Annotated in this window: 23 protein-coding genes and 1 tRNA gene; 12 read left to right on the top strand and 12 right to left on the bottom strand. The window is 69.7% G+C overall.

Translation table 11 applies throughout. The features are described from left to right. Nucleotides 1-126 precede the first annotated feature (126 nt). The gene (locus ABZZ74_RS22890) at nt 127-474 is read right to left on the bottom strand and encodes a hypothetical protein (RefSeq protein WP_356767657.1); all 348 of its coding nucleotides are present in this window, start codon (nt 472-474) and stop codon (nt 127-129) included. A 315-nt stretch (nt 475-789) separates the two neighbouring features. Between ABZZ74_RS22890 and ABZZ74_RS22885 the strand changes: the two genes are divergently transcribed. Further along, nucleotides 790-1791 carry an acyl-CoA desaturase gene (locus ABZZ74_RS22885; RefSeq protein WP_356767655.1) on the top strand — a complete coding sequence of 334 codons (1002 nt, stop codon included), beginning with the start codon at nt 790-792 and terminating at the stop codon, nt 1789-1791. 42 nt (nt 1792-1833) lie between these two features. Next, nucleotides 1834-2232: a DUF5994 family protein gene (locus ABZZ74_RS22880; protein WP_356767653.1), complete on the top strand. Its 399-nt coding sequence runs from the start codon at nt 1834-1836 to the stop codon at nt 2230-2232. Nucleotides 2233-2302: 70 nt separating this feature from the next. Here the strand turns inward: ABZZ74_RS22880 and ABZZ74_RS22875 are convergent, their stop codons facing one another. Both ABZZ74_RS22875 and ABZZ74_RS22870 read right to left on the bottom strand, forming a co-directional pair. After that, nucleotides 2303-2581, bottom strand: coding sequence for a hypothetical protein (locus tag ABZZ74_RS22875; RefSeq protein WP_356767651.1), 279 nt, complete (start codon nt 2579-2581; stop codon nt 2303-2305). Between the two features lie 133 nt (nt 2582-2714). Beyond that, nucleotides 2715-3203, bottom strand: a complete 489-nt coding sequence (locus tag ABZZ74_RS22870) for an Asp23/Gls24 family envelope stress response protein (RefSeq protein ID WP_356767649.1) — start codon at nt 3201-3203, stop codon at nt 2715-2717. Nucleotides 3204-3572: 369 nt separating this feature from the next. Here ABZZ74_RS22870 and ABZZ74_RS22865 point away from each other — a divergent pair, with 369 nt between their 5' ends. Next, nucleotides 3573-4547, top strand: coding sequence for a magnesium transporter CorA family protein (locus ABZZ74_RS22865; protein WP_356767647.1), 975 nt, complete (start codon nt 3573-3575; stop codon nt 4545-4547). Nucleotides 4548-4617: 70 nt separating this feature from the next. On the opposite strand, the gene ABZZ74_RS22860 is transcribed toward ABZZ74_RS22865, so the two are convergent. Further along, nucleotides 4618-4743 carry a hypothetical protein gene (locus tag ABZZ74_RS22860; RefSeq protein ID WP_356767645.1) on the bottom strand — a complete coding sequence of 42 codons (126 nt, stop codon included), beginning with the start codon at nt 4741-4743 and terminating at the stop codon, nt 4618-4620. Nucleotides 4744-5038: 295 nt separating this feature from the next. Here ABZZ74_RS22860 and ABZZ74_RS22855 point away from each other — a divergent pair, with 295 nt between their 5' ends. Both ABZZ74_RS22855 and ABZZ74_RS22850 read left to right on the top strand, forming a co-directional pair. Further along, entirely contained in the window at nt 5039-6295 is a 1257-nt protein-coding gene (locus ABZZ74_RS22855; protein ID WP_356767643.1) for an IS256 family transposase, read from the top strand. Next, on the top strand, nt 6292-6711 hold the full coding sequence (locus tag ABZZ74_RS22850; protein WP_356767641.1) for a VOC family protein: 420 nt from the start codon (nt 6292-6294) through the stop codon (nt 6709-6711). Before ABZZ74_RS22855 ends, ABZZ74_RS22850 begins: the two co-directional genes overlap by 4 nt. A gap of 86 nt (nt 6712-6797) precedes the next feature. On the opposite strand, the gene ABZZ74_RS22845 is transcribed toward ABZZ74_RS22850, so the two are convergent. From ABZZ74_RS22845 to ABZZ74_RS22835, 3 genes are all read right to left on the bottom strand, one after another. Continuing rightward, nucleotides 6798-6871, bottom strand: a tRNA-Pro gene (locus ABZZ74_RS22845). A gap of 56 nt (nt 6872-6927) precedes the next feature. Further along, nucleotides 6928-7698: a Pr6Pr family membrane protein gene (locus tag ABZZ74_RS22840; RefSeq protein ID WP_356767639.1), complete on the bottom strand. Its 771-nt coding sequence runs from the start codon at nt 7696-7698 to the stop codon at nt 6928-6930. Between the two features lie 165 nt (nt 7699-7863). Continuing rightward, a complete protein-coding gene (locus ABZZ74_RS22835; RefSeq protein ID WP_356767637.1) occupies nt 7864-8790 on the bottom strand; it encodes a metallophosphoesterase in 927 nt (308 codons plus the stop codon). A 143-nt stretch (nt 8791-8933) separates the two neighbouring features. Here ABZZ74_RS22835 and ABZZ74_RS22830 point away from each other — a divergent pair, with 143 nt between their 5' ends. Continuing rightward, the gene (locus tag ABZZ74_RS22830) at nt 8934-9398 is read left to right on the top strand and encodes a GatB/YqeY domain-containing protein (RefSeq protein ID WP_356767635.1); all 465 of its coding nucleotides are present in this window, start codon (nt 8934-8936) and stop codon (nt 9396-9398) included. A gap of 117 nt (nt 9399-9515) precedes the next feature. On the opposite strand, the gene ABZZ74_RS22825 is transcribed toward ABZZ74_RS22830, so the two are convergent. After that, a complete protein-coding gene (locus tag ABZZ74_RS22825) occupies nt 9516-11795 on the bottom strand; it encodes a transglycosylase domain-containing protein (RefSeq protein ID WP_356767633.1) in 2280 nt (759 codons plus the stop codon). Between the two features lie 408 nt (nt 11796-12203). Between ABZZ74_RS22825 and wblA the strand changes: the two genes are divergently transcribed. Then, nucleotides 12204-12542, top strand: a complete 339-nt coding sequence (wblA, locus tag ABZZ74_RS22820; protein ID WP_058924101.1) for a transcriptional regulator WblA — start codon at nt 12204-12206, stop codon at nt 12540-12542. Between the two features lie 14 nt (nt 12543-12556). Here the strand turns inward: wblA and ABZZ74_RS22815 are convergent, their stop codons facing one another. Further along, a complete protein-coding gene (locus tag ABZZ74_RS22815; protein ID WP_356767631.1) occupies nt 12557-13945 on the bottom strand; it encodes an ArsA family ATPase in 1389 nt (462 codons plus the stop codon). A 206-nt stretch (nt 13946-14151) separates the two neighbouring features. Beyond that, complete coding sequence (locus ABZZ74_RS22810) at nt 14152-15129, bottom strand: ArsA-related P-loop ATPase (protein ID WP_356767629.1); 978 nt, start codon at nt 15127-15129, stop codon at nt 14152-14154. 72 nt (nt 15130-15201) lie between these two features. On the opposite strand from ABZZ74_RS22810, the gene ABZZ74_RS22805 reads away from it, so the two are divergent. From ABZZ74_RS22805 to ABZZ74_RS22790, 4 genes are all read left to right on the top strand, one after another. Further along, the gene (locus tag ABZZ74_RS22805; protein ID WP_003991873.1) at nt 15202-15360 is read left to right on the top strand and encodes a DUF4177 domain-containing protein; all 159 of its coding nucleotides are present in this window, start codon (nt 15202-15204) and stop codon (nt 15358-15360) included. Then, a complete protein-coding gene (locus ABZZ74_RS22800) occupies nt 15360-15824 on the top strand; it encodes a RidA family protein (RefSeq protein WP_133044220.1) in 465 nt (154 codons plus the stop codon). The genes ABZZ74_RS22805 and ABZZ74_RS22800 overlap by 1 nt, the downstream gene beginning before the upstream one ends. A gap of 61 nt (nt 15825-15885) precedes the next feature. Beyond that, nucleotides 15886-16755, top strand: a complete 870-nt coding sequence (locus ABZZ74_RS22795; protein ID WP_356767626.1) for an NUDIX hydrolase — start codon at nt 15886-15888, stop codon at nt 16753-16755. Next, a complete protein-coding gene (locus ABZZ74_RS22790) occupies nt 16752-17582 on the top strand; it encodes an MBL fold metallo-hydrolase (protein ID WP_356767624.1) in 831 nt (276 codons plus the stop codon). The genes ABZZ74_RS22795 and ABZZ74_RS22790 overlap by 4 nt, the downstream gene beginning before the upstream one ends. A 17-nt stretch (nt 17583-17599) precedes the next feature. On the opposite strand, the gene ABZZ74_RS22785 is transcribed toward ABZZ74_RS22790, so the two are convergent. Both ABZZ74_RS22785 and ABZZ74_RS22780 read right to left on the bottom strand, forming a co-directional pair. Further along, entirely contained in the window at nt 17600-18418 is an 819-nt protein-coding gene (locus tag ABZZ74_RS22785; protein WP_356767622.1) for a nucleotidyltransferase domain-containing protein, read from the bottom strand. Between the two features lie 36 nt (nt 18419-18454). After that, a complete protein-coding gene (locus ABZZ74_RS22780; RefSeq protein ID WP_058924095.1) occupies nt 18455-19129 on the bottom strand; it encodes a Crp/Fnr family transcriptional regulator in 675 nt (224 codons plus the stop codon). Nucleotides 19130-19405: 276 nt separating this feature from the next. On the opposite strand from ABZZ74_RS22780, the gene nth reads away from it, so the two are divergent. Beyond that, nucleotides 19406-20377 (top strand): endonuclease III, encoded by a 972-nt coding sequence (gene nth, locus ABZZ74_RS22775; protein WP_356767619.1) that lies wholly within the window; start codon nt 19406-19408, stop codon nt 20375-20377. The last annotated feature ends 18 nt before the right edge of the window (nt 20378-20395 follow it).

Genomic DNA, 20395 nt, shown 5'->3' with positions numbered 1-20395 from the left:
CGCCGCTGCGGCGGCCCGGGTTTCATGGTGCGCCGAGAACGACCCGGCGTGGAAGCCGGTGTGCGAAATGCTCTCGGTACTGCCCACACTACTCCCCGCTCCGCCGCAGCGCGGAGTAGTGGCCGCCTAGAGCTGGAGCAGTCGCTGGGTGATCTCCCGGTACTGCCTCAGCGCGTGCCGGAGTTCGTCGGACTGCGTCTCGGGGTCCTGGTCCTGCCAGCCGGCGCGCAGGAGACGCCGCCGTTCCGCGAGGGCGTTCACGAGCTGGGCGATGGCTTCGTCGTAGGCGCTCTCGGCCTCTTCCAGCGCCTCGCGCGGGGTGTCGGCGAAGGTGTTGAGGGCGTGCCGGAGGCGCCGGACGACCTTGTCCCGTTCGATCGACGACAGCAGCGGCTCCGGACCCGGGCTGCGGCGCCCGGCCGGGCCCGGGGTGTCGCCCGCAGGCTGCTGGGCGCGCGTCTGGTCGTACATCATCGGGGCCGCTCCCGTTCCGCCTGAAGGTGAGTTCCTGCGGGATCTGGGCGAGGCGGGAAGGCGGAATGCCTCGCCGCGTGTTCCGGGGTGGCATGGCCCTGCACCGTGCTTCCAGTCAACGTCCGGCAATGGTCCGTGTCAACGCGGTGGCCACGCGAACCGGCCCGCCTCGTCCCGGAGCGTGCGGGAGTACGGTGGAGGGAGCGAGGGCTCTTCGTATGCCGGTGTCCGAACCGGCTCCGTCCTCGCGACTCCCTCACAGGGGCAGCCCGTGACCCCGGCCGCGCCACCCGCATCCAGGCCGAGGAGCCACGCATGCCACTCAGTCCGACCACGTCCACGACGGTCACACCGTCGGATCCTGCCCCGGCGCCCCAGGGCTACGACGGGGCGTCCCCCTTCCCGCAGGCCGGCCCGGTGCCGGCCCGCAGCCGCGGTGAGCGTCTGTACGTTGCGGTGACGGCGGTGATCGTCGTCCTGCCGTTCGTGGCAATCGGCCTGGCCGGCTGGCTGCTGTGGGGGAGTCTCATCCATCCCGCCGACATCGTGCTCGCGCTCGTCCTCTACACGATCACGGGTCTCGGCGTCACGGTCGGCTTCCACCGCGGCCTCACCCACGGCGGTTACCGGGCCGTCCGTCCCGTGCGGATCGCGCTCGCGGTGGCCGGTTCGATGAGTTTCCAGGGCGACGTCATCGGCTGGGTCGCCACCCACCGCCGCCATCACGCCTTCACCGACCGGCCGGGGGACCCGCACTCCCCGTACCGCTACGGCACGCATCTGCGAGGCCAGTTGCGTGGTCTGCTGCACGCGCACGTCGGCTGGCTGTTCCGCAACGACCCTACGCCGCCGGAGCGTTACGCGCCCGATCTCCTGGCCGACCGCGACATCCGTGCCGTCGCCCGCGCCTTCCCGGCACTGTGCGTCCTCACGCTCGCCCTGCCGTTCGCGGTGGGCTGGGCCATCGGCGGCACGTGGCTGTACGGCGTGACCGCCCTGCTGTGGGCGGGATTTGTGCGTATCGCCCTGCTTCACCACGTCACCTGGAGCGTGAACTCCCTCTGCCACATGATCGGTGAGCGCCCGTTCCGCACCCGGCGCCACGACCGTGCCACCAATCTGTGGCCCCTCGCCCTGCTCTCGTTCGGCGAGAGCTGGCACAACCTCCACCACGCCGACCCCACCAGCGCCCGGCACGGCGTCGACCGCGGTCAGATCGACCCGTCGGCCGCCGTCATCCGCCTCCTCGAACGCCTCGGCTGGGTGTACGACGTGCGCTGGCCGACGGCGCAGCGGGTCGCGGCCCGTCGCGCCTGACGTCAACCACCCCATCGATTACGGCAGTTGGCAGGAGCCCTCATGACCACCGCACTGCAGTCCCCGCTTCCCTCCCACCCCGTCCTGCGGATGCGTCTCGCATCCGGCAGCGGCATGCCCCGACCCATCGACGGAGCGTGGTGGCCCCGTTCGTACGACCTGCTCTCCGAACTCCCCCAGCTGCTTGCCGGGTTGCCGCGCGCGTGGGGTCACATCACCAGCGTGACCGTCAACGGGGCGACGTGGTCCGCGATGCCCGGCCGGATGCTCGTCTTCAACCAGGTCGTACGCCTGCGCAGGACCGTGGCGGCATCCGCCCCGCACACGATCGTTCTGCTCGCCCCCGGCCGGGGGCGCTGGGACCTGCTGGTCGTGCCTCCGGATACGACCGAGGAGACAGCGGAACCGCTCATGGCGGCCGCGGCAGGTGGTCACGTGTGATCCGGCCCACCACTGACTGACCACCCGGCGAATCATCAGGCACCGACGGCCAGGGTGGCGACGACGACCGTCACACCCCCACCACCAGTCGGCCGGGCCGGCCGCTGGTGGCCTCGTAGGAGGAGGTCTCGCCGGCCTGTTCCGCCGTCATGAGGGCGGTCGCGGTCACCGGCGGGCCGCTGTTCGCGCTCGCGGCGGCCATCAGCCGGGCGGCCGAGGGAGCGCTGGCCTCCGGGGACATCACCAGGAGGTCCCAGCGGCCTGCCGTACAGGCCACCAACTCCCCGAAGAGGCCGAACGGACTGCTCCTGGACGTCGGCTCACTTCCGTCGGCGGTCGTGGATGGCACCCGGTGCTTCCACCAGCAAGAACGCGCCTAAGCCGGCGAAGTGTCCGGCGGAACCCGGCGCCATCCCGGTGATCAGGCCAACCTCGGCTACGCCCATCGAGCGCTCCTTGCTCGCTGTGGCACCGGCAAGCGTTCACTCGAGCCGTCGCTCCGGTTGTTCCTCGTCCTCGTCGAACAGATGCACATCGCCGACGGCGATGTTGACCTCGACAACTTCCAGGCCGGTCATCCGCTCGATGGCAGCGATCACGTTCTCTCTGACGTCGCCCGCGACCTCGATGATGGAGACGCCGTACTCGACGACGATCTCCAGGTCCACTGCGGTCTGTACGTCGCCGACCTCGACCTTCACTCCGCTGGTGACGGACTTCCCGCCCGCACCGGGCATCCGTTCACGCATGGCCCCCATGCCACGGGCGAACCCGCCGCCCATCGAATGGACGCCCGGCACATCCCGGGCCGCCATCCCGGCGATCTTCGCCACCACACCGTCGGCGATCGTTGTCCGGCCACGCGACCCCGGATCGCTTCCGTGCGGCACCCCCGCCCTCTTCCCGCCGCGCTCGCCCAATGATCCCGCGCGAGGGGTCTCGGGCCGGTTCGGCAGTCCGGTATCCGTCATCTTCGGTCACCACTTTCCGCCGCCACAGGCGGCCTGTCGTGCCCCTTCCTTTCACGCTAACGGGGAGTGCCCGACCTCGCTCAGGCGAGTGAAATGTGAGCGATGTCAGACATCGCGCCAGGAGACGCGGTGGTATCCCACGCAGAAGGGCAGGTCGGGTGGCCGGCCGGACCGCCCTGCCGGACACGGTCCGTGTGGACGGCGCGTCTGTCGGCCCTTCAAGGCAACGGTGTTCCAGTCGTGTCACTCGCGGAGGTCGGCCGTGTGGATCACACCATCTCTTCGTGTCAGTCACTGTCCCACCCGTCGGGGTGGATGTCCGGTAGTGGTGTCCGCTGATGCTCCGCTGGTGCCGTTAGGGTGCGCGACATGGCCCGTACTCGGCTGTACCGCGACGGCTCCCTGGTCGAGGAGGACTTCCCGGTCCGCGACATCTCCCGGCATCTGGCGGATCCGTCTTCGATCGTGTGGTTGGACCTGTACCGCCCGAGCCGTGCCGAGTTCACGGCGGTCGGCGAGGAACTCGGTCTCCATGAGCTGGCTCTCGAGGACGCGCTGCACGAGGGACAACGGGCGAAACTCGACAGCTACCGCACCCATCACTTCCTCAGTGTCTACGCGGTCGCCGTCGCCGCGGACGGCGCGGGACTGACGATGAGCGAGCTCGCGGTCATCCTCACGCCGCAGGCGCTGATCACCGTCCGTAAGGACGCCGCGTTCGACCTCGACGAGCTGGTTGCCCGCTGGGACCGTACGCCGGCTCCGGCAGCACACGGGGTCGCCCTGCTGCTCCACGGCCTGCTCGACTACGTCGTCGACGGGCACTTCGCCGCGGTACGGCAACTCGACGAACGTATCGAGGAACTTGACAATCTGCTCTTCGCCGAAGGCGGCCGGCAGATCCAGACCGTACAGCGCCAGTCCTACGCCCTGCGGAAATCACTGGTCCGGCTCCGTCGCGTGGTCCTGCCCATGCGGGAGGTCGTCAACGCCCTCATGCGCCCCGACCTCGACGTCGTCGACGGCCCCCTGCTGCCGTACTACCGCGATGTGTACGACCACGTGCTGCGTGCCGGCGAGTGGACGGAGTCGCTGCGCGACCTGGTGGCCTCGGTGATGGAGACCAATTTGTCGGTGCAGGCGAACCGGATGAACCTGATCATGAAGAAGGTGACGAGCTGGGCCGCGATCATCGCCGTGCCCACGGCGATCACTGGCTTCTACGGGCAGAACCTTCCCTACCCCGGATTCGGACAACAGTCGGGTTTCATCGTTTCCAGCGCTGTCATCGTCGTTGTCTCTCTGACGCTGTACTTCGCTTTCAGACACTGGGACTGGCTCTGACCGCGCTGCTGTGCGCTCGCCGGCAGACGGGCCCTGACCGGCCGCCGATCGATCCCCCGGCGAGCGGGCGTCAGGCGTCCAGGCGGCGCCCCGCGACCCAGGTGACGATCTCGGGGTCGTGGTGGTCGAAGAACAGGGAGCTGCCGGTGTCGAGGCCGGCGATCCGGCACCTTGCGCCAAGCAGCTCGCAGCACAACAGGCAGGATCAAAGACAACTCCTCCACCACCGGCATTTGGCCATGACGCTGTGGACTGCGATCGCGGAGCCAGAGCAGGTAGGGCGTCCTAGGGTCTGCAGATGGTTTAGGAGGGCCGCCGCGGCAGAATCAACATCGTTTGATCCCCTGTTCGGCTCCCCGGACACGACGAGCAAAGCTCATTACTTGTGGATCGGCTCGGGAGGGCACGCGCGAAGGGCGTACCTTCCCGAGTGATCGGTTGACTGGTATCGAGTAGGCCCGCGTTGCCGCGCGGGTCAGGAAGGCCCGCCCGTGCTCAGCGTAGTGAACGCCGACGGCAGCACCGCCAACGGCTCCTCCCTGATCGACGAGATCGTCCGTGAGGGCGCACGGCGGATGCTGGCCGCCGCACTGGAGGCCGAAATCAACGCTTACATAGCCGAGTTGGCTGATCAGCGAGACGACAAGGGCCACCGTCTGGTTGTGCGCAATGGCTTCCACCAGCCGCGCACGGTGACCACGGCGGCTGGGGCGGTCGAGGTGAAGGCCCCACGGGTGAACGACAAGCGCGTTGACGATGCCACGGGCGAGCGCAAGCGGTTCTCCTCCGCGATCCTGCCGCCGTGGTGCCGCAAGTCCCCGAAGATCAGCGAGGTACTGCCCCTGCTCTACCTGCACGGACTGTCCTCCGGCGACTTCGTCCCGGCGCTGGAGCAGTTCCTAGGCAGCGCGGCCGGACTCTCGCCCGCAACGGTCACCCGGCTCACACAGCAGTGGCAGGCCGACCACACGGCGTTCATGGACCGCGACCTCGCGGAGGTCGACTACGTGTACGTGTGGGCCGACGGCATCCACCTCAACGTCTGCCTGGAGGAGGCCAAAGCCTGCGTGCTCGTCCTGGTCGGCGTGCGTGCCGACGGCTCGAAGGAACTCGTCGCGCTCAAGGACGGCTACCGCGAATCGGGCGAGTCCTGGGCCGACCTGCTGCGTGACTGCGCCCGCCGGGGCATGCGCACCCCGGTCCTCGCGGTCGGCGACGGCGCTCTGGGCTTCTGGAAGGCCCTGGCCGAGGTGTTCCCGGAAACCCGCGAGCAGAGGTGCTGGGTTCACAAAACGGCCAATGTCCTCGACTCCATGCCGAAGTCCGCGCAGCCGGGCGCGAAAAAGGCCCTCCAGGACATCTACAACGCCGAGGACCGCGACCACGCCGAGGCGGCGATCAAGACGTTTGCCCAGCTCTACGGAGCGAAGCTCCCCAGGGCCGTCAAGAAGATCTCTGATGACCAGCACCAGCCACTGGCGTTCTACGACTTCCCGGCCGAGCACTGGATCCACCTGCGGACCACGAATCCGATCGAGTCGACCTTCTCCACCGTGAGGCTGCGGACCAAGGTCACCCGCGGCGCCGGCTCCCGCACCGCCGCCCTGGCCATGGTCTTCAAGCTCGTCGAGTCCGCCCAGCAACGCTGGCGTGCCGTGAACGCACCCCACCTCGTCGCCCTCGTCCGGGCGGGAGCCCGCTTCGAACGCGGCCAGCTCGTCGAACGCCCCGAGGCGGTCGCCGCATGAGCCGGCCGTTGCACGGCATGCTGCATCACATCGAACTGTGGGTGCCGGACCTCCATCGCGCGCTCGCCTCGCTCGGCTGGCTGCTGGAGGCGCTGGGGTATGCCCTCTTCCAGAGCTGGGAAGGCGGACGCAGCTGGCGGCTCGGGCCGACCTACCTGGTCATCGAGCAGTCGCCGGCTCTCACCGCCGAAGAGCATGACCGCTGCCGCCCAGGGCTGAACCACCTCGCCTTCCACGTCGAAGGCGCCACCACGGTCGAGAAGCTGATGGCCGACGCCGCCCAGCACGGCTGGCACCTGATGTTCCCCGAGAGGCATCCCTACGCCGGCGGTGGACAGCACTACGCCGCCTACCTGGAAAACGACGACGGCTTCGAAGTCGAACTCGTCGCGATCAACTCACCTGAACGACAGTGAGATCAACCGATCCACAAGTCTTGACGATTAGTCGGACACACGACAGAGGGCCAATCGCAATCATGCGATTGGCCCTCTGACCAGTGTCGGGGTGGCGGGATTTGAACCCACGACCTCTTCGTCCCGAACGAAGCGCGCTGCCAAGCTGCGCTACACCCCGATGTCGCTGCAGTCCTGCTCGTCGCGGCGACGTCGTTTACTTTAGCCCACCGGTGGCTAGAGACGAAATCCGGTTTTCGTGCGGCGGCGGACGGGGTTCGGGCGGGCGTGGTCGAGGGCGACGAGGAGGACGGCGAGGGCGTAGAAGGCGAGGCCCAGGAGGAGGGCGTTGCCGAGGACGCCCTTGTAGCCGTGCAGGTCGACGTCGAGGAAGGGGTAGAGGTAGCGGCCCCGTGTTCCGGGGAGAATCAGTTCGCCTCGGATGAAGGAGAAGGCCAGGTAGGTCAGGGGGTAGAGGAGCCACGGTGCCGCCTGGCGCAGGTGCAGGCGGTCCGGGGGTGTGAGGAGCAGCCAGTCCAGGACCGCGGCCGCCGGGACCGCCGTGTGGAGGAGCTGGTTGGTCAGCCACTGCCAGCCCGTCGGCGCCGTCGTACCGCCCGTCAGGGAGAAGGGGGGCGAGGTGTGGGTCAGGAGCAGGTGGTAGACCAGGGCCGAGATGACGACGTAGAGCAGTGCCCCGCCCGTTACCGCGGACGGCAGTGGGCGGCGGGCCGTCCAGGCTCGGCGGGCCGAGAGGGTGAGGACGGCGGCCAGGAACAGGCTGCTCTGGATCGTGAAGTGGCTCAGGACCCGGATCGGGCTGCCGAGGAGCAGGTCGACGGTGACGGCCGACACCGCCACCAGGGCCACGAGCAGGCGGTACACGGCGGTGAGCGGGCGGCGGACCGGGGTCACCACCGCCGTGGCGGGGACGGCGGAGGGCATCAGCACGGGCACGCCCGGGACCGTGGGGAGGTCCGGGATGTCCCTGGGTATGGGGGCGGTCATGCCCCCAAGCTAGGGAGGGGGGACGAAAGGGGCTATCCGGGCGGGCCGTATGGGCTACGGACGCCGGCGGATGCCTAAGGCCCGGCCCTGCGTACGGCCCGGCCCTGCCTAAGGCCCGGCCCTGGGCCCACGGCGCGGCCCTGCCCTGCCCGCGGCCCGGCCCGCCTACTCCCGGCCCACCAACGTCAGCAGCGTGACCTCCGGTGGGCACGCGAACCGTACCGGCGTGTAGCGGTTCGTGCCGCAGCCCGCCGACACGTGCAGATACGACGTACGACCCTCCGCCCGGTGCGAGGACAGGCCCTTCACCCGGTCCGCGTCCAGGTCGCAGTTGGTGACCAGGGCGCCGTAGAAGGGGATGCAGAGCTGTCCGCCGTGGGTGTGGCCCGCCAGGATCAAGGGGTACGAGTCCGCCGTGAAGGCGTCCAGGACGCGCAGGTACGGCGCGTGGACGACGCCCATCGAGAAGTCCGCCGAGCGTGAGGGGCCGCCGGCCACCTGGACGTAGCGGTCGCGCTTGATGTGCGGGTCGTCCAGGCCCGTCAGCTCGACCGAGACGCCCTCGATCTTCAGCTGGCCGCGCGTGTTGGTGAGGTTCAGCCAGCCCGCCGCGTCGAAACCGTCCCGGAGGTCCTCCCACGGGTTGTGGATCGCGCCGACGACCGGCGGGTTGCCGTTCAGACCGTGCCGGCCCTGCACCTTCTCCAGCAGATAGCGGGCGGGGTTGCGGGGCCTGGGGCCGTAGTAGTCGTTGGAGCCGAAGACATAGGCGCCGGGGAACTCCATCAGCGGGCCCAGCGAGTCCAGGACCTCCGGCACGGCCTCCGGGTCGGACAGGTTGTCACCCGTGTTGATCACGAAGTCGGGGCGCAGGCCGGCCAGCGAGCGCAGCCAGCGCTGTTTCTTGCGCTGGCCGCCGACCATGTGGATGTCGGAGACCTGCAGGACGCGCAGGGGGCGCATGCCGGACGGCAGGACGGGCACCGTCACCCTTCGCAGGCGGAAGGAGCGGGCCTCGAACCCCGCCGCGTAGGCCACACCGGCGGCGCCTGCCGCCGCGATCCCCAGAGGTACTCCGTATCGAGCGCGCATACCTCCATCGTGACAGACCCGGCACGGCACCCGAGCCACCCCGGTCCGTGACCGCACGATCCTCACCGCCCCTTAAGTGACAGGGCGTCGGGCCGTCCAAATGGGAGGGCGTCGGGGTGTCGGTACCTGCGACAATCAAACCCATGACCACGCTCAAGTCGAAGCTGCAGGAAGACCTCACGGCCGCGATCAGGGAGCACGACGAGCTCCGCTCCTCGACGCTCCGGCTGACGCTCGCCGCGATCACCAAGGAGGAGGTCGCGGGCAAGCAGAAGCGCGAGCTCTCCGACGACGAGGTGCAGAAGGTGATCACCCGCGAGGCGAAGAAGCGCCGGGAGGCGGCGGAGGCCTTCGCGCAGGGTGGCCGCGCCGAGTCCGCCGAGCGGGAGAAGGCGGAGGGCGAGGTCCTCGCCGCGTACCTGCCGAAGCAGCTCAGCGACGAGGAGCTGAACACCATCGTCGCCCAGGCCGTCGAGGAGGCGAAGGCGGCCGGCGCCGAGGGGCCGCGTGCCATGGGCGCCGTCATGAAGATCGTCAACCCGAAGGTCGCGGGCCTGGCCGAGGGCGGCCGGGTCGCCGCGGTGGTGAAGCGCCTCCTCGCCGGCTGACCGCAACCGCGGCAGGCAACGGAACGGCCCCTGATCGTCGTACCGGAGAAGTCCGGTCACGAACCGGAGAGATCCGGTTACGACGGTCAGGGGCCGCGGTGTCCTCAGGCCACGGCGTCAGCCGCGTCGGCCGCCGTTTCCGTTTCCGTTGCTCTGGCCCTGGAAGAGGTTGTCCGGGAAGGAGAACGTCGGCGTCGGGAAGGTGTTGCCGCCGTTGTTGCCGCCCGAGTCCTGGCCGCCGTTGGTCAGGCCGGCGATGAGGCCGCCGTTGTCGTTGCCGCCGTTCTTCCCGTCGCCGTTGCCGTTTCCCTTGTCCTTGCCCTTGTCGGGGTTAGGGATGTAGACGAGGTGGAACTCCTCCACCGGCTTGCCGTCCAGCGCGCCGTCCATCATGTCGCGCCAGATCGGTCCGGGGACCTGGCCGCCGTAGACCTTCTCGTTCCAGACGCCGCCGATGGTGATGTTCTTCATCTGGCGCTCGTGGGCCGGGTCGCCGACCCAGACCGCGCCCGCCATGTTCGGGGTGAAGCCGACGAACCAGGCCGCGTAGCGGTTGTCCGTGGTACCGGTCTTGCCCGCGCTCGGGCGGCTGTCGAGGCCGGCCGCCTTACCGGTGCCGTCCTCGACCACGCCCTTCAGCAGCGTGGTGACGGTGTCGGCGGTCTTCTCCGACATCGCGCGCGAGCAGGTCGACTTCGGCACCTCCAGAGACTTCTTCTGGGTGCCCACGGTCTGGGTGATCGACTCGATGGCGACCGGCGTGCAGTACATGCCGCGCGCGGCGAAGGTGGCGTAGGCGTTCGCCATCGTCAGCGGCGACATCTCCTGCGTGCCGAGCGCGATCGACGGGGCCTGCTGGATCTTCTTGCCGTCGGCCCGCTCCACGCCCATCTTCTGCGCCATCGTCGTCACCGGGCAGATGCCGATGTCGCTGATCAGCTGCACGTAGTAGGTGTTGACCGACTTGGCGGTCGCCTCCTTCATGGAGTACGGGCCGTGTTCGTCGGGGTTCTCGTTGGTGAGCTTGACGCCCTTCTCGTCCCAGGTCCTGCCGTCGCAGGCGGAGACGGGGGCGGGGTAGTCCATCTCGTACGGCGAGGAGTACTGCTGCGTCGCCGGCGTACCGCCCTCGATGGCGGCCGCGGCCACGATCGGCTTGAACGTCGAACCGGGCTGGTAGCCGGCGCCGCCGCCCATGTCCTTGTCGACGGACAGGTTGATCGAGGTCTCGTGGTCCTTGATGTTGATGCCGTACGGCCGTGACTGGCCCATCGCCAGGATCTTGCCGGTGCCGGGCTCCACGATGGTGGCGGCGGTGGCGACCTGGTCGCTCTTGTAGACGTGCTTCTTGATGGAGCGCTGGACGGATTTCTGGGACTGCGGGTCCAGCGTCGTGCGGATCGTCAGGCCGCCCTGGTTCCAGACCTTGGCCCGGGCCTCCTGGGTCTTGCCGAACATCGGGTTGGTCAGGAAGACCTCGCGCACGTAGTCGCAGAAGAAGCCGGCGCCCTTGACGGCGGTGATGCAGCCGTTCTTGGGCTTGCTGGGGTGAAGACCCAGCGGCGTCTTCTTGGCCGTGTTGGCCTCCGCCTGCGAGATGTCGCCCATGTCGGCCATGCGCTGCAGTACGACGTTCCGGCGCAGGGTGGCCTCCGTCGAGTCGTTGACCGGGTCGTACCGGGTCGGCGACTGGACGATGCCGGCGAGCAGCGCCGACTCCTGGACGTTGAGGTCCTTGGCGTGCTTGGAGAAGTACCGCTCCGAGGCCGCCTCGACGCCGTAGGCCTGCTCGCCGAAGAACGTGATGTTCAGGTAGTTCTCGAGGATCTTCTTCTTGCCCAGTTCCTCTTCGACCTGGATCGCGTACTTCAGTTCCTTGATCTTGCGGCCGAGGGTCTGCTGGGTGGCCTGGGCGACTTTCGTCGGGTCGTCACCGGCCTCCTCGATGAAGACGTTCTTCACCAGCTGCTGGGTCAGCGTGGACGCGCCCTGGGACACTCCGCTGCTCTGCACGTTCTTGTTGAGGGCGCGCAGCACGCCCTTCAGGTCGACCGCGCCGTGCTGGTAGAAGCGCGAGTCCTCGATCGCGACGATGGCCTTCTGCATGTACGGCGAGATGTCCTTGAGCTGGACGACCGTACGGTCGCGCGAGTACACGGTGGCGATCTGGCCGCCGTCGGCGTCGAGGATGGTGGTGCGCTGGCTGAGCGGGGGCGTCTTCAGGTTGGCCGGGAGCTCGTCGAAGCTCTCCACCGATCCCTTGGCGGCCAGGCCCAGCGCGCCCACGGCGGGCAGCGCGATGCCGGCCATGACGGCTCCCGCGAGCACACTGACACCGAGGAACTTGGCGGCCTGCTGCGTTGGGGACAGGCCACCGCCCGAGCGCTTCTTTGGCATGAGGGCAGCCTACGTTCTCAATCGCCGGACACACGTATATGCCTTGGCCTAAGCTGCTCTCAACTGTCACAGCAGTAGGGCCACGTATCAATACGTCCGGCGACCCCGAATCGTTCCGGAGGTTCCCCGACTTTTTTGGTGGGGGCGTGTCCGAATCCGCCTTGTGTGTCGGGCGGTGTCCGTTGTGACTCCATGGAACTGTCCCGTTTCGCCGGGAAAGTCACGTATGTCACCAGCTCACTCCCCCGGGTGATCTGCCGCTTACCCATAGTCCGTTCGGGCCATTCAAGATTGGGCCCGAAGGGGGTGTTGCGCTGTGCCCGCCTTCCGTAACGTCCTCAACTGGCGGCGGTGAATATGCCGCTGCCGCCGTGGGGGAGCCTCGATTCGGGAGAGGACGGCGCCGGTATGGGCTGGGTAACCGACTGGAGTGCGCAGGCCGCCTGCCGCACTACCGATCCGGATGAACTGTTCGTTCAGGGAGCAGCGCAGAACAGGGCCAAGGCGGTGTGCACCGGATGCCCGGTACGCACCGAATGCCTGGCCGATGCGCTGGACAACCGCGTCGAGTTCGGCGTGTGGGGAGGCATGACGGAGCGGGAGCGCCGCGCGCTGTTGCGCAGGCGACCCACCGTGACCTCCTGGCGCCGGCTGCTCGAGACGGCACGTGTGGAGTACGAGCGGGGCGTGGGCATCCTGCCGCTCGACGACGACGAGGTGTACGAGAACTATGCGGCGGTGAGCTGAGGGCACCCCTCGGCTCAGTCGACGGCAGTCTCGGGCAGCTCCGGCCGGTTGGCCGCGAGCCGGTCACCGATGTCCCTGAGGCCCGCGAGGTCGTGCACATCGCCGGGCAGCGCGGCCACTTCGGCCACCGCCACCTCGGGGTGGAGCGCGGTGAAACGGTCGCGCGTGCGCTGCTCGCGGGAGAGCAGTTGCATACGTTCGGCGTGCAGCTTCAGCAGGCGCGCGGTGAGCCGCTCGACGCCCTGGGCGCCCTCGGCGCCCTCGTCCTCCTGAGCCGGACCGGGGGAGTTGGTCCTGGACACGGGGGGGTCGGCGGGCCGGGTCGCCCCGGACGCGGAGGGCCCGGACGCGGGAGATTCTGAACTGCCGTACGTGTCGGGAGAGTTACGAAGTCCAGCTTTCCCGCCGTCCTGATCGACAATGCGGGGCTCCACAAGATTTTCCGCGGCGCCGAGCGCGCGTTCGGCCGACAGCCGGTCGGCGCCGCTGCCGTGGACCCGGTTGAGCACCAGTCCGGCCAGCGGCATGTCCTCGGCCGCCAGCCGCTCCACGAAGTACGCGGCCTCGCGCAGCGCGTCGCGCTCCGGGGCCGCCACCACCAGGAACGCCGTCCCGGGCGCCTGCAGCAGCTTGTACGTGGCGTCGGCGCGCGTGCGGAACCCGCCGAAGGTCGTGTCCATCGCCGCGACGAACGTCTGGACGTCCTTGAGGAGCTGACCGCCCAGCAGTTTGCCGAGCGTGCCGGTCATCATCGACATCCCGACGTTCAGGAACTTCATCCCCGCGCGCCCGCCCAGCTTGGCCGGCGCGGTCAGCAGCCGGATCAGCCGGCCGTCGAGGAACGACCCGAGCCGCTTGGGCGCGTCCAGGAAGTCCAGCGCCGAGCGGGAGGGCGGGGTGTCGACGATGATCAGGTCCCACTCGTCCCGGGCCCGCAACTGCCCCAGCTTCTCCATCGCCATGTACTCCTGCGTGCCGGCGAAGCCCGCGGACAGCGACTGGTAGAACGGGTTCGACAGGATCGTGGCCGCGCGCTCGGGGTCCGCGTGCGCCTCGACGATCTCGTCGAAGGTGCGCTTCATGTCGAGCATCATCGCGTGCAGTTCGCCGTCGCCCTCGACGCCCTTCACGCGGCGTGGCGTGTTGTCCAGCGAGTCGATGCCCATGGACTGGGCGAGCCTGCGCGCCGGGTCGATGGTCAGCACGACCACCTTGCGTCCGCGCTCGGCGGCCCTGAGGCCGAGTGCCGCCGCGGTCGTGGTCTTGCCGACTCCGCCCGAGCCGCAGCACACCACGATCCGCGTTGCCGGGTCGTCCAGCAGCGGGTCGACGTCGAGCACCCGCGCGGGGGAGAGGCGGTGGGGTCGGACGCTCTCCTGGGCGCTTGCCGAATCCGGACTCATGACATCCCCTGCTTCCGACTTGTGCCCCGGTTCATGACGGGCCCTGCTTCCGATACGTGCCAGCGGTTCATGACCGGCCCTGCTTCCGACCTCGGCCTGCCTTCGACCTGTGCGCGCTTTTGACCTCTGCGCGCTTTCGGCCTGGGCCCGCTTCCGACCTGTGCCCCGATTCATGACCGGCCCCCGCTTCCCACTCGTGCCGCCGGTCATGACAGGTTCTGCTTCCGCAGCTCCCTGGCCAGCTCGTACAGGCCCGCCAGGTCCATGCCCTCGGCGAGCAGCGGCAGTTCGTGCAGCGGCAGGCCCAGTTCGGTGAGGACCGAGCGCTGTTCGTGCTCCAGCGCGTACCGCTCGGCGTACTCCTCCGCCTGCCGCAACAGCGGGTCGACCAGCTTCTCGGCGTTCCCGCCGCGCCGCGCGCCACCGAGACCCGCCGCCGACAGCGCCTTCGCGACGGAGGAACGCGGCACGCTGCGGACGAGTTCCAGGTCCGTGCCGTCCAACACCTCCGGGCGCACCATGTTGACGATGATCCGGCCCACCGGCAGCTTCGCGGCGCGCAGTTCGGCGATCCCGTCCGCGGTCTCCTGGACGGGCATCTCCTCCAGCAGCGTCACCAGGTGCACGGCCGTCTCCGGCGACTTCAGCACCCGCATCACGGCCTGTGCCTGATTGTGTATCGGCCCTATCTTCGCCAGGCCCGCCACCTCGTCGTTGACGTTCAGGAAGCGGGTGATGCGGCCGGTGGGGGGCGCGTCCATGACGACGTAGTCGTAGGTGAAGCGCCCGCTCTTCTCCTTGCGCCGCACCGCCTCGCACGCCTTGCCGGTCAGGAGCACGTCCCTGAGGCCCGGGGCGATGGTGGTGGCGAAGTCGATCGCGCCGAGCTTCTTCAGCGCTCTGCCGGCACCCCCGAGCTTGTAGAACATCTGGAGGTAGTCCAGAAGGGCCAGTTCGGGATCGATGGCGAGGGCGTACACCTCCCCGCCCCCGGGAGCGACGGCGATCTTCCGCTCCTCATAGGGCAGCGCTTCCGTCTCGAAGAGCTGCGCGATGCCCTGGCGCCCCTCGACCTCGACGAGAAGCGTCCGCTTCCCCTCGGTCGCGAGGGCCAGCGCGATAGCGGCGGCGACCGTGGTCTTTCCGGTCCCGCCCTTGCCGCTGACGACCTGGAGCCTGCTCACGTCTTCGAGCCTAACCAGTACGCCCGCGACCTACGCGCCAGCCTGTGGATAACAGCGGATACAGTCAGCCACATGACCAAGTGGGAATACGCAACCGTGCCGCTGCTCGTCCACGCCACGAAGCAGATCCTGGACACCTGGGGCGAGGACGGCTGGGAGCTCGTCCAGGTCGTGCCCGGGCCCAACAACCCCGAGCAGCTGGTGGCCTACCTGAAGCGGGAGAAGCAGTAATGGGCGCGGTCGAGGAGAGGCTCGCCGAACTGGGCCTGACGCTTCCCGAGGTCGTCCCGCCGCTGGCTGCGTACCAGCCGGCCGTCCAGTCGGGCGTGTACGTCTACACCGCCGGCCAGCTGCCGATGGTGGAGGGCAAGCTGCCCGTCACGGGCAAGGTCGGCGCCGAAGTCACGGCAGAGGAGGCCAAGGACCTGGCCCGCACCTGCGCCCTGAACGCCCTGGCGGCCGTCAAGTCCGTCACCGGCGACCTGGACCGGATCGCGCGCGTGGTCAAGGTCGTCGGCTTCGTCGCCTCGGCCGCGGACTTCACCGGCCAGCCCGGTGTGGTCAACGGCGCGAGCGAACTGCTCGGCGAGGTTCTCGGCGACAAGGGCGTGCACGCGCGCAGCGCGGTCGGCGTGGCGGTGCTCCCGCTGGACGCGCCGGTGGAGGTCGAGATCCAGGTCGAGCTCGTGCCGTAACGGCCGCTCTGACCTCGGGGGACCTCTCGAACATTCGCGCACCACGGGATAGCCTCCGCCCATGGCGAATGGGCAGTGGTTTCCGCAGGACTGGCCGGAACGCATCCGGGCGCTCGCCGAGGGCACCCTCACTCCGGTCGTCCCGAAGCGCGCGGCGACCGTCATGCTCCTGAAGGACACCGACGGCGGTCCCACCGTCCACATGCTGCGCAGACGCGCCTCCATGGCCTTCGCCGGAGGCGCGTACGCGTATCCGGGCGGTGGCGTCGATCCCCGGGACGACGAGCGCCAGATCCGCTGGGCGGGCCCCACGCGCGCGTGGTGGGCGAACCGGCTCGGCGTCGACGAGGCGGCCGCGCAGGCGATCGTCTGCGCGGCCGTGCGGGAGACGTACGAGGAGGCGGGCGTCCTGCTCGCCGGGCCGTCCGCGGACTCCGTGGTCGGCGACACCACGGGCGAGGACTGGGAGGCCGACCGCGCGGCCCTGGTCGCCCGCGACCTCTCCTTCGCCGAGTTCCTGGACCGCCGCGGTCTCGTCCTGCGCTCGGACCTGCTGGGCGCCTGGACGCGCTGGATCACTCCCGAGTTCGAGACCCGCCGCTACGACACCTGGTTCTTCGTCGCCGCTCTGCCGCACGGCCAGCGCACCCGCAACGCCTCCACGGAGGCCGACCGGACGGTGTGGATCCGGCCTCCGGAGGCCGCAGACGGCTACGACAAGGGCGAGCTGCTGATGATGCCGCCCACCATCGCGACCCTGCGCCAGCTGGCCCCGTACGCCACGGCCGACGAGGCGCTCGCGGCGGCCCCGGGCCGTGACATGACCGCCGTACTGGCGCGGGCCCGGCTGGCGGACGGCGAGATCGTGCTGTCCTGGCCGGGCCACGACGAGTTCACCAAGCACATCCCGACCGGTGGAGCCCCCGCATGACCGATGCAGCAGCCCTCCCCGGCCGGCCCCGCGGCGGGGTCTCCTCCGGGCCCGCCACCGCGCGGGCCGTGAACGTGCTGGCGCCCAACGCCTCGCCGATGACCCTGGACGGCACGAACACCTGGATCCTCGCCGAGCCCGACTCCGAGCTCGCGGTGGTCGTCGATCCCGGTCCGCTGGACGAGGGCCATCTGCGCGCGGTCGTCGACACCGCCGAGAAGGCCGGCCGGCGCGTCGCGCTGACCCTGCTGACCCACGGCCACCCGGACCACGCCGAGGGTGCCGCGCGCTTCGCCGAGCTCACCGGCACGAAGGTACGGGCCCTGGACCCGGCGCTGCGGCTGGGCGACGAGGGGCTGGGCGCGGGGGACGCGGTCACTGTCGGCGGCCTGGAGCTCAGGGTCGTACCCACCCCCGGGCACACCTCGGACTCGCTGTGCTTCCATCTCCCGACCGATCAGGCGGTCCTGACCGGCGACACCGTCCTGGGCCGCGGCACGACGGTCGTGGCGCACCCCGACGGCCGTCTCGGCGACTACCTGGACTCACTGCGCCGGCTGCGCTCCCTGACGGTCGACGACGGCGTCCACACGGTCCTCCCCGGTCACGGCCCCGTCCTGGAGGACGCGCAGGGCGCCGTCGAGTTCTATCTCGCCCACCGCGCCCACCGCCTCGCCCAGGTCGAGACGGCCGTCGAGGACGGCTACAGCACCCCGTCCGAGGTCGTCGCCCACGTCTACGCCGACGTCGACCGCTCCCTGTGGCCGGCGGCGGAGCTGTCGGTGCGCGCCCAGCTGGACTACCTGGAGGAGCACGGCCTGATCTAGGGCCCGTCGACAGGACCTCAGGGCCGGGGAGTCTTCACGCCGTGCACGCGCGCGTACTCGTCGGCGAGCCACGGTCCGAGGTCGTCGACGTACGACCGCAGCACGGCCGGATCTCCGGTCGGCTCGTGGCCGAGCAGCGCCGCCGCGCGCATCTGCTCGGCCCGCTCGGGGTAGTACGCGGCGAACACCTCCGCCATCTCCGTCAGATCGCTGGTCCAGCCGCCCCAGCGGGGCATGACGAGCGTGAACCCGGTGCGCACGAGATGGCGTGACATGAACCGTACGAGGGGCCTGCGGGCCGCATCCGTGTCGTCGGCGTCCGCGATCCGCCGCCGCCAGCGGGGCAGCAGCTCGGCGAGGTCGCCGTTGGTCTCCCGGGCGAGCCGGGAGTCGGGCCGGTAGCGCGGCAGGTACTCGGCGAGGTCCTCCCCGAGCAGCGGGGTGCACATACAGGCGACGAACCACCCAAGGTCGTACGTCTCCGCCGCGCTCAGCAGCCGCGCCCGGCCGTACAGCAGCGTGCCGACGCCGTCGATCTGCGGGAACTCCTTGTCGAGCGCCTCGCCCAGCGCCCGTACGGCGTCGTGGTCCGCGTCGGCCGGCTCCTCCCGGAGGGCGACCAGGAGATCCAGGTCGCTGCGGCCCGTGCGCGCGGTGCCCCGCGGGACCGACCCGTAGAGGTACGCGCTGTGCAGCCGCGCCCCGAAGAGGTCCAGCAGCCGGTCACGAGCGGCGGCGACGACGGGGCGGAAGGCGTGCGGGACGCGCCCGAGGGAGCCCTCGCGCTCGATGTAGCCCTGGGGATCGAGGCCCTTGGAGAGCACGTTGTCGGACATGGCTCCACTACATCAGCCGGAGCTCCCTCAGGAGCGTCAGCGAGACCGCTTGGCGAGCCTCTCCACGTCCAGGAGGATCACCGCACGTGCCTCCAGGCGCAGCCACCCGCGCTGGGCGAAGTCCGCCAGCGCCTTGTTGACCGTCTCGCGCGAGGCGCCGACCAGCTGGGCCAGCTCCTCCTGCGTGAGGTCGTGGACCACGTGGATGCCCTCCTCGGACTGCACGCCGAAGCGGCGCGAGAGGTCCAGCAGGGCGCGTGCCACACGGCCGGGGACGTCCGAGAAGACCAGGTCGGACATCTGGTCGTTGGTCTTGCGCAGCCGCCGCGCGACGGCGCGCAGCAGGGCGCCGGCCACCTCGGGCCGTACGTTCAGCCAGGGCTGGAGGTCGCCGTGGCCGAGACCGAGCAGCTTGACCTCGGTCAGCGCGGTGGCCGTGGCGGTGCGCGGGCCCGGGTCGAACAGCGACAGCTCGCCGATCAGCTCGCCGGGGCCGACGACGGCGAGCATGTTCTCGCGGCCGTCGGGGGAGGTGCGGTGCAGCTTGACCTTGCCCTCGGTGACGACATAGAGCCGGTCACCGGGGTCGCCCTCGTGGAAGAGCGAGTCACCGCGCGCGAGGGTCACCTCACTCATGGAGGCGCGGAGCTCCGCGGCCTGCTCGTCGTCGAGCGCCGCGAAGAGCGGGTTCCGCCGCAGAACGTCGTCCACGAGTTCTCTCCTTGTCGACCTGCTCAGGGGATCTTGCTCCCCCTCGGTACCAGGGGTCCGTGTTCCCCATCTTGCCGGACGGTCCAAACAGTGTGATCTGTCACAAGGATGCCGCACAGGTGTCCCGGGGTGGGCGGCAGGGGTCCAATTGGCGGCCGATCCCCTGGGTCCGGGGCGGATGTCGGTGGCGGGCTCTAGGCTGGCCGGGTGTCCAAATCGCCGGTGAGAGCACAGGCCAAGGGGGCTGGGCGGGTGGTTGTACGTCGTGATTCCGCTATGGGCGAACAGAACTCCGGTGGCGGAAAGAAACCGGCAAAAGTGACAGAAGCAGTTCCGGTGAAGAAGGCGGCCGCGAAGAAGGCCGTGAAAAAGTCGCCTGTGAAGAAGGCGGCTGTGAAGAAGGCGGTGGTGGCACCCAAGAAGGCGACCGCCGCGGTGCAGGCCCCGGCCGCGAAGACCGTCGCGCCTCCGAAGGGCGAGTCGCACACCGCCCTCGTGCGCCGTGCCCGGCGGATCAACCGCGAGCTCGCCGAGGTGTACCCGTACGCCCACCCGGAGCTGGACTTCGAGAACCCCTTCCAGCTGATCGTCGCGACGGTCCTGTCGGCCCAGACCACGGACCTGCGCGTGAACCAGACGACACCGGCCCTGTTCGCCAAGTACCCCACCCCCGAGGACCTGGCCGCGGCCAACCCCGAGGAGGTCGAGGAGATCCTCCGCCCGACCGGGTTCTTCCGGGCCAAGACCAAGTCGGTGATAGGGCTGTCGAAGGGGATCGTCGAGCAGTTCGGCGGGGAGGTGCCCGGGCGGCTCGAAGACCTCGTCAAGCTGCCCGGTGTGGGACGCAAGACCGCTTTCGTGGTGCTCGGCAACGCGTTCGGGCGCCCCGGCATCACCGTGGACACGCACTTCCAGCGGCTGGTCAGGCGGTGGCAGTGGACCGCGGAGACCGACCCGGACAAGATCGAGGCCGCCGTGGGAGCGCTCTTCCCGAAGAGCGACTGGACGGACCTGTCGCACCACGTGATCTGGCACGGCCGCCGCATCTGCCACGCCCGCAAGCCCGCCTGCGGCGCCTGCCCCATCGCCCCGCTCTGCCCGGCGTACGGCGAGGGCGAGACGGACCCCGAGAAGGCGAAGAAGCTCCTCAAGTACGAGAAGGGCGGCTTCCCGGGGCAACGCCTCAATCCCCCGCAGTCCTACCTGGACGCGGGCGGCAAGCCGGCACCCCCGCTGGGCGCCGGATGACGGGCCTCGCCGTGCCCG

The organism is Streptomyces sp. NPDC006476 (genome assembly GCF_040612015.1).
Taxonomy (GTDB): Bacteria; Actinomycetota; Actinomycetes; order Streptomycetales; family Streptomycetaceae; genus Streptomyces; species Streptomyces griseorubiginosus_B.
Note: the sequence above shows the minus strand (reverse complement) of the source record. Positions and strands in the feature narration are given on the sequence as shown.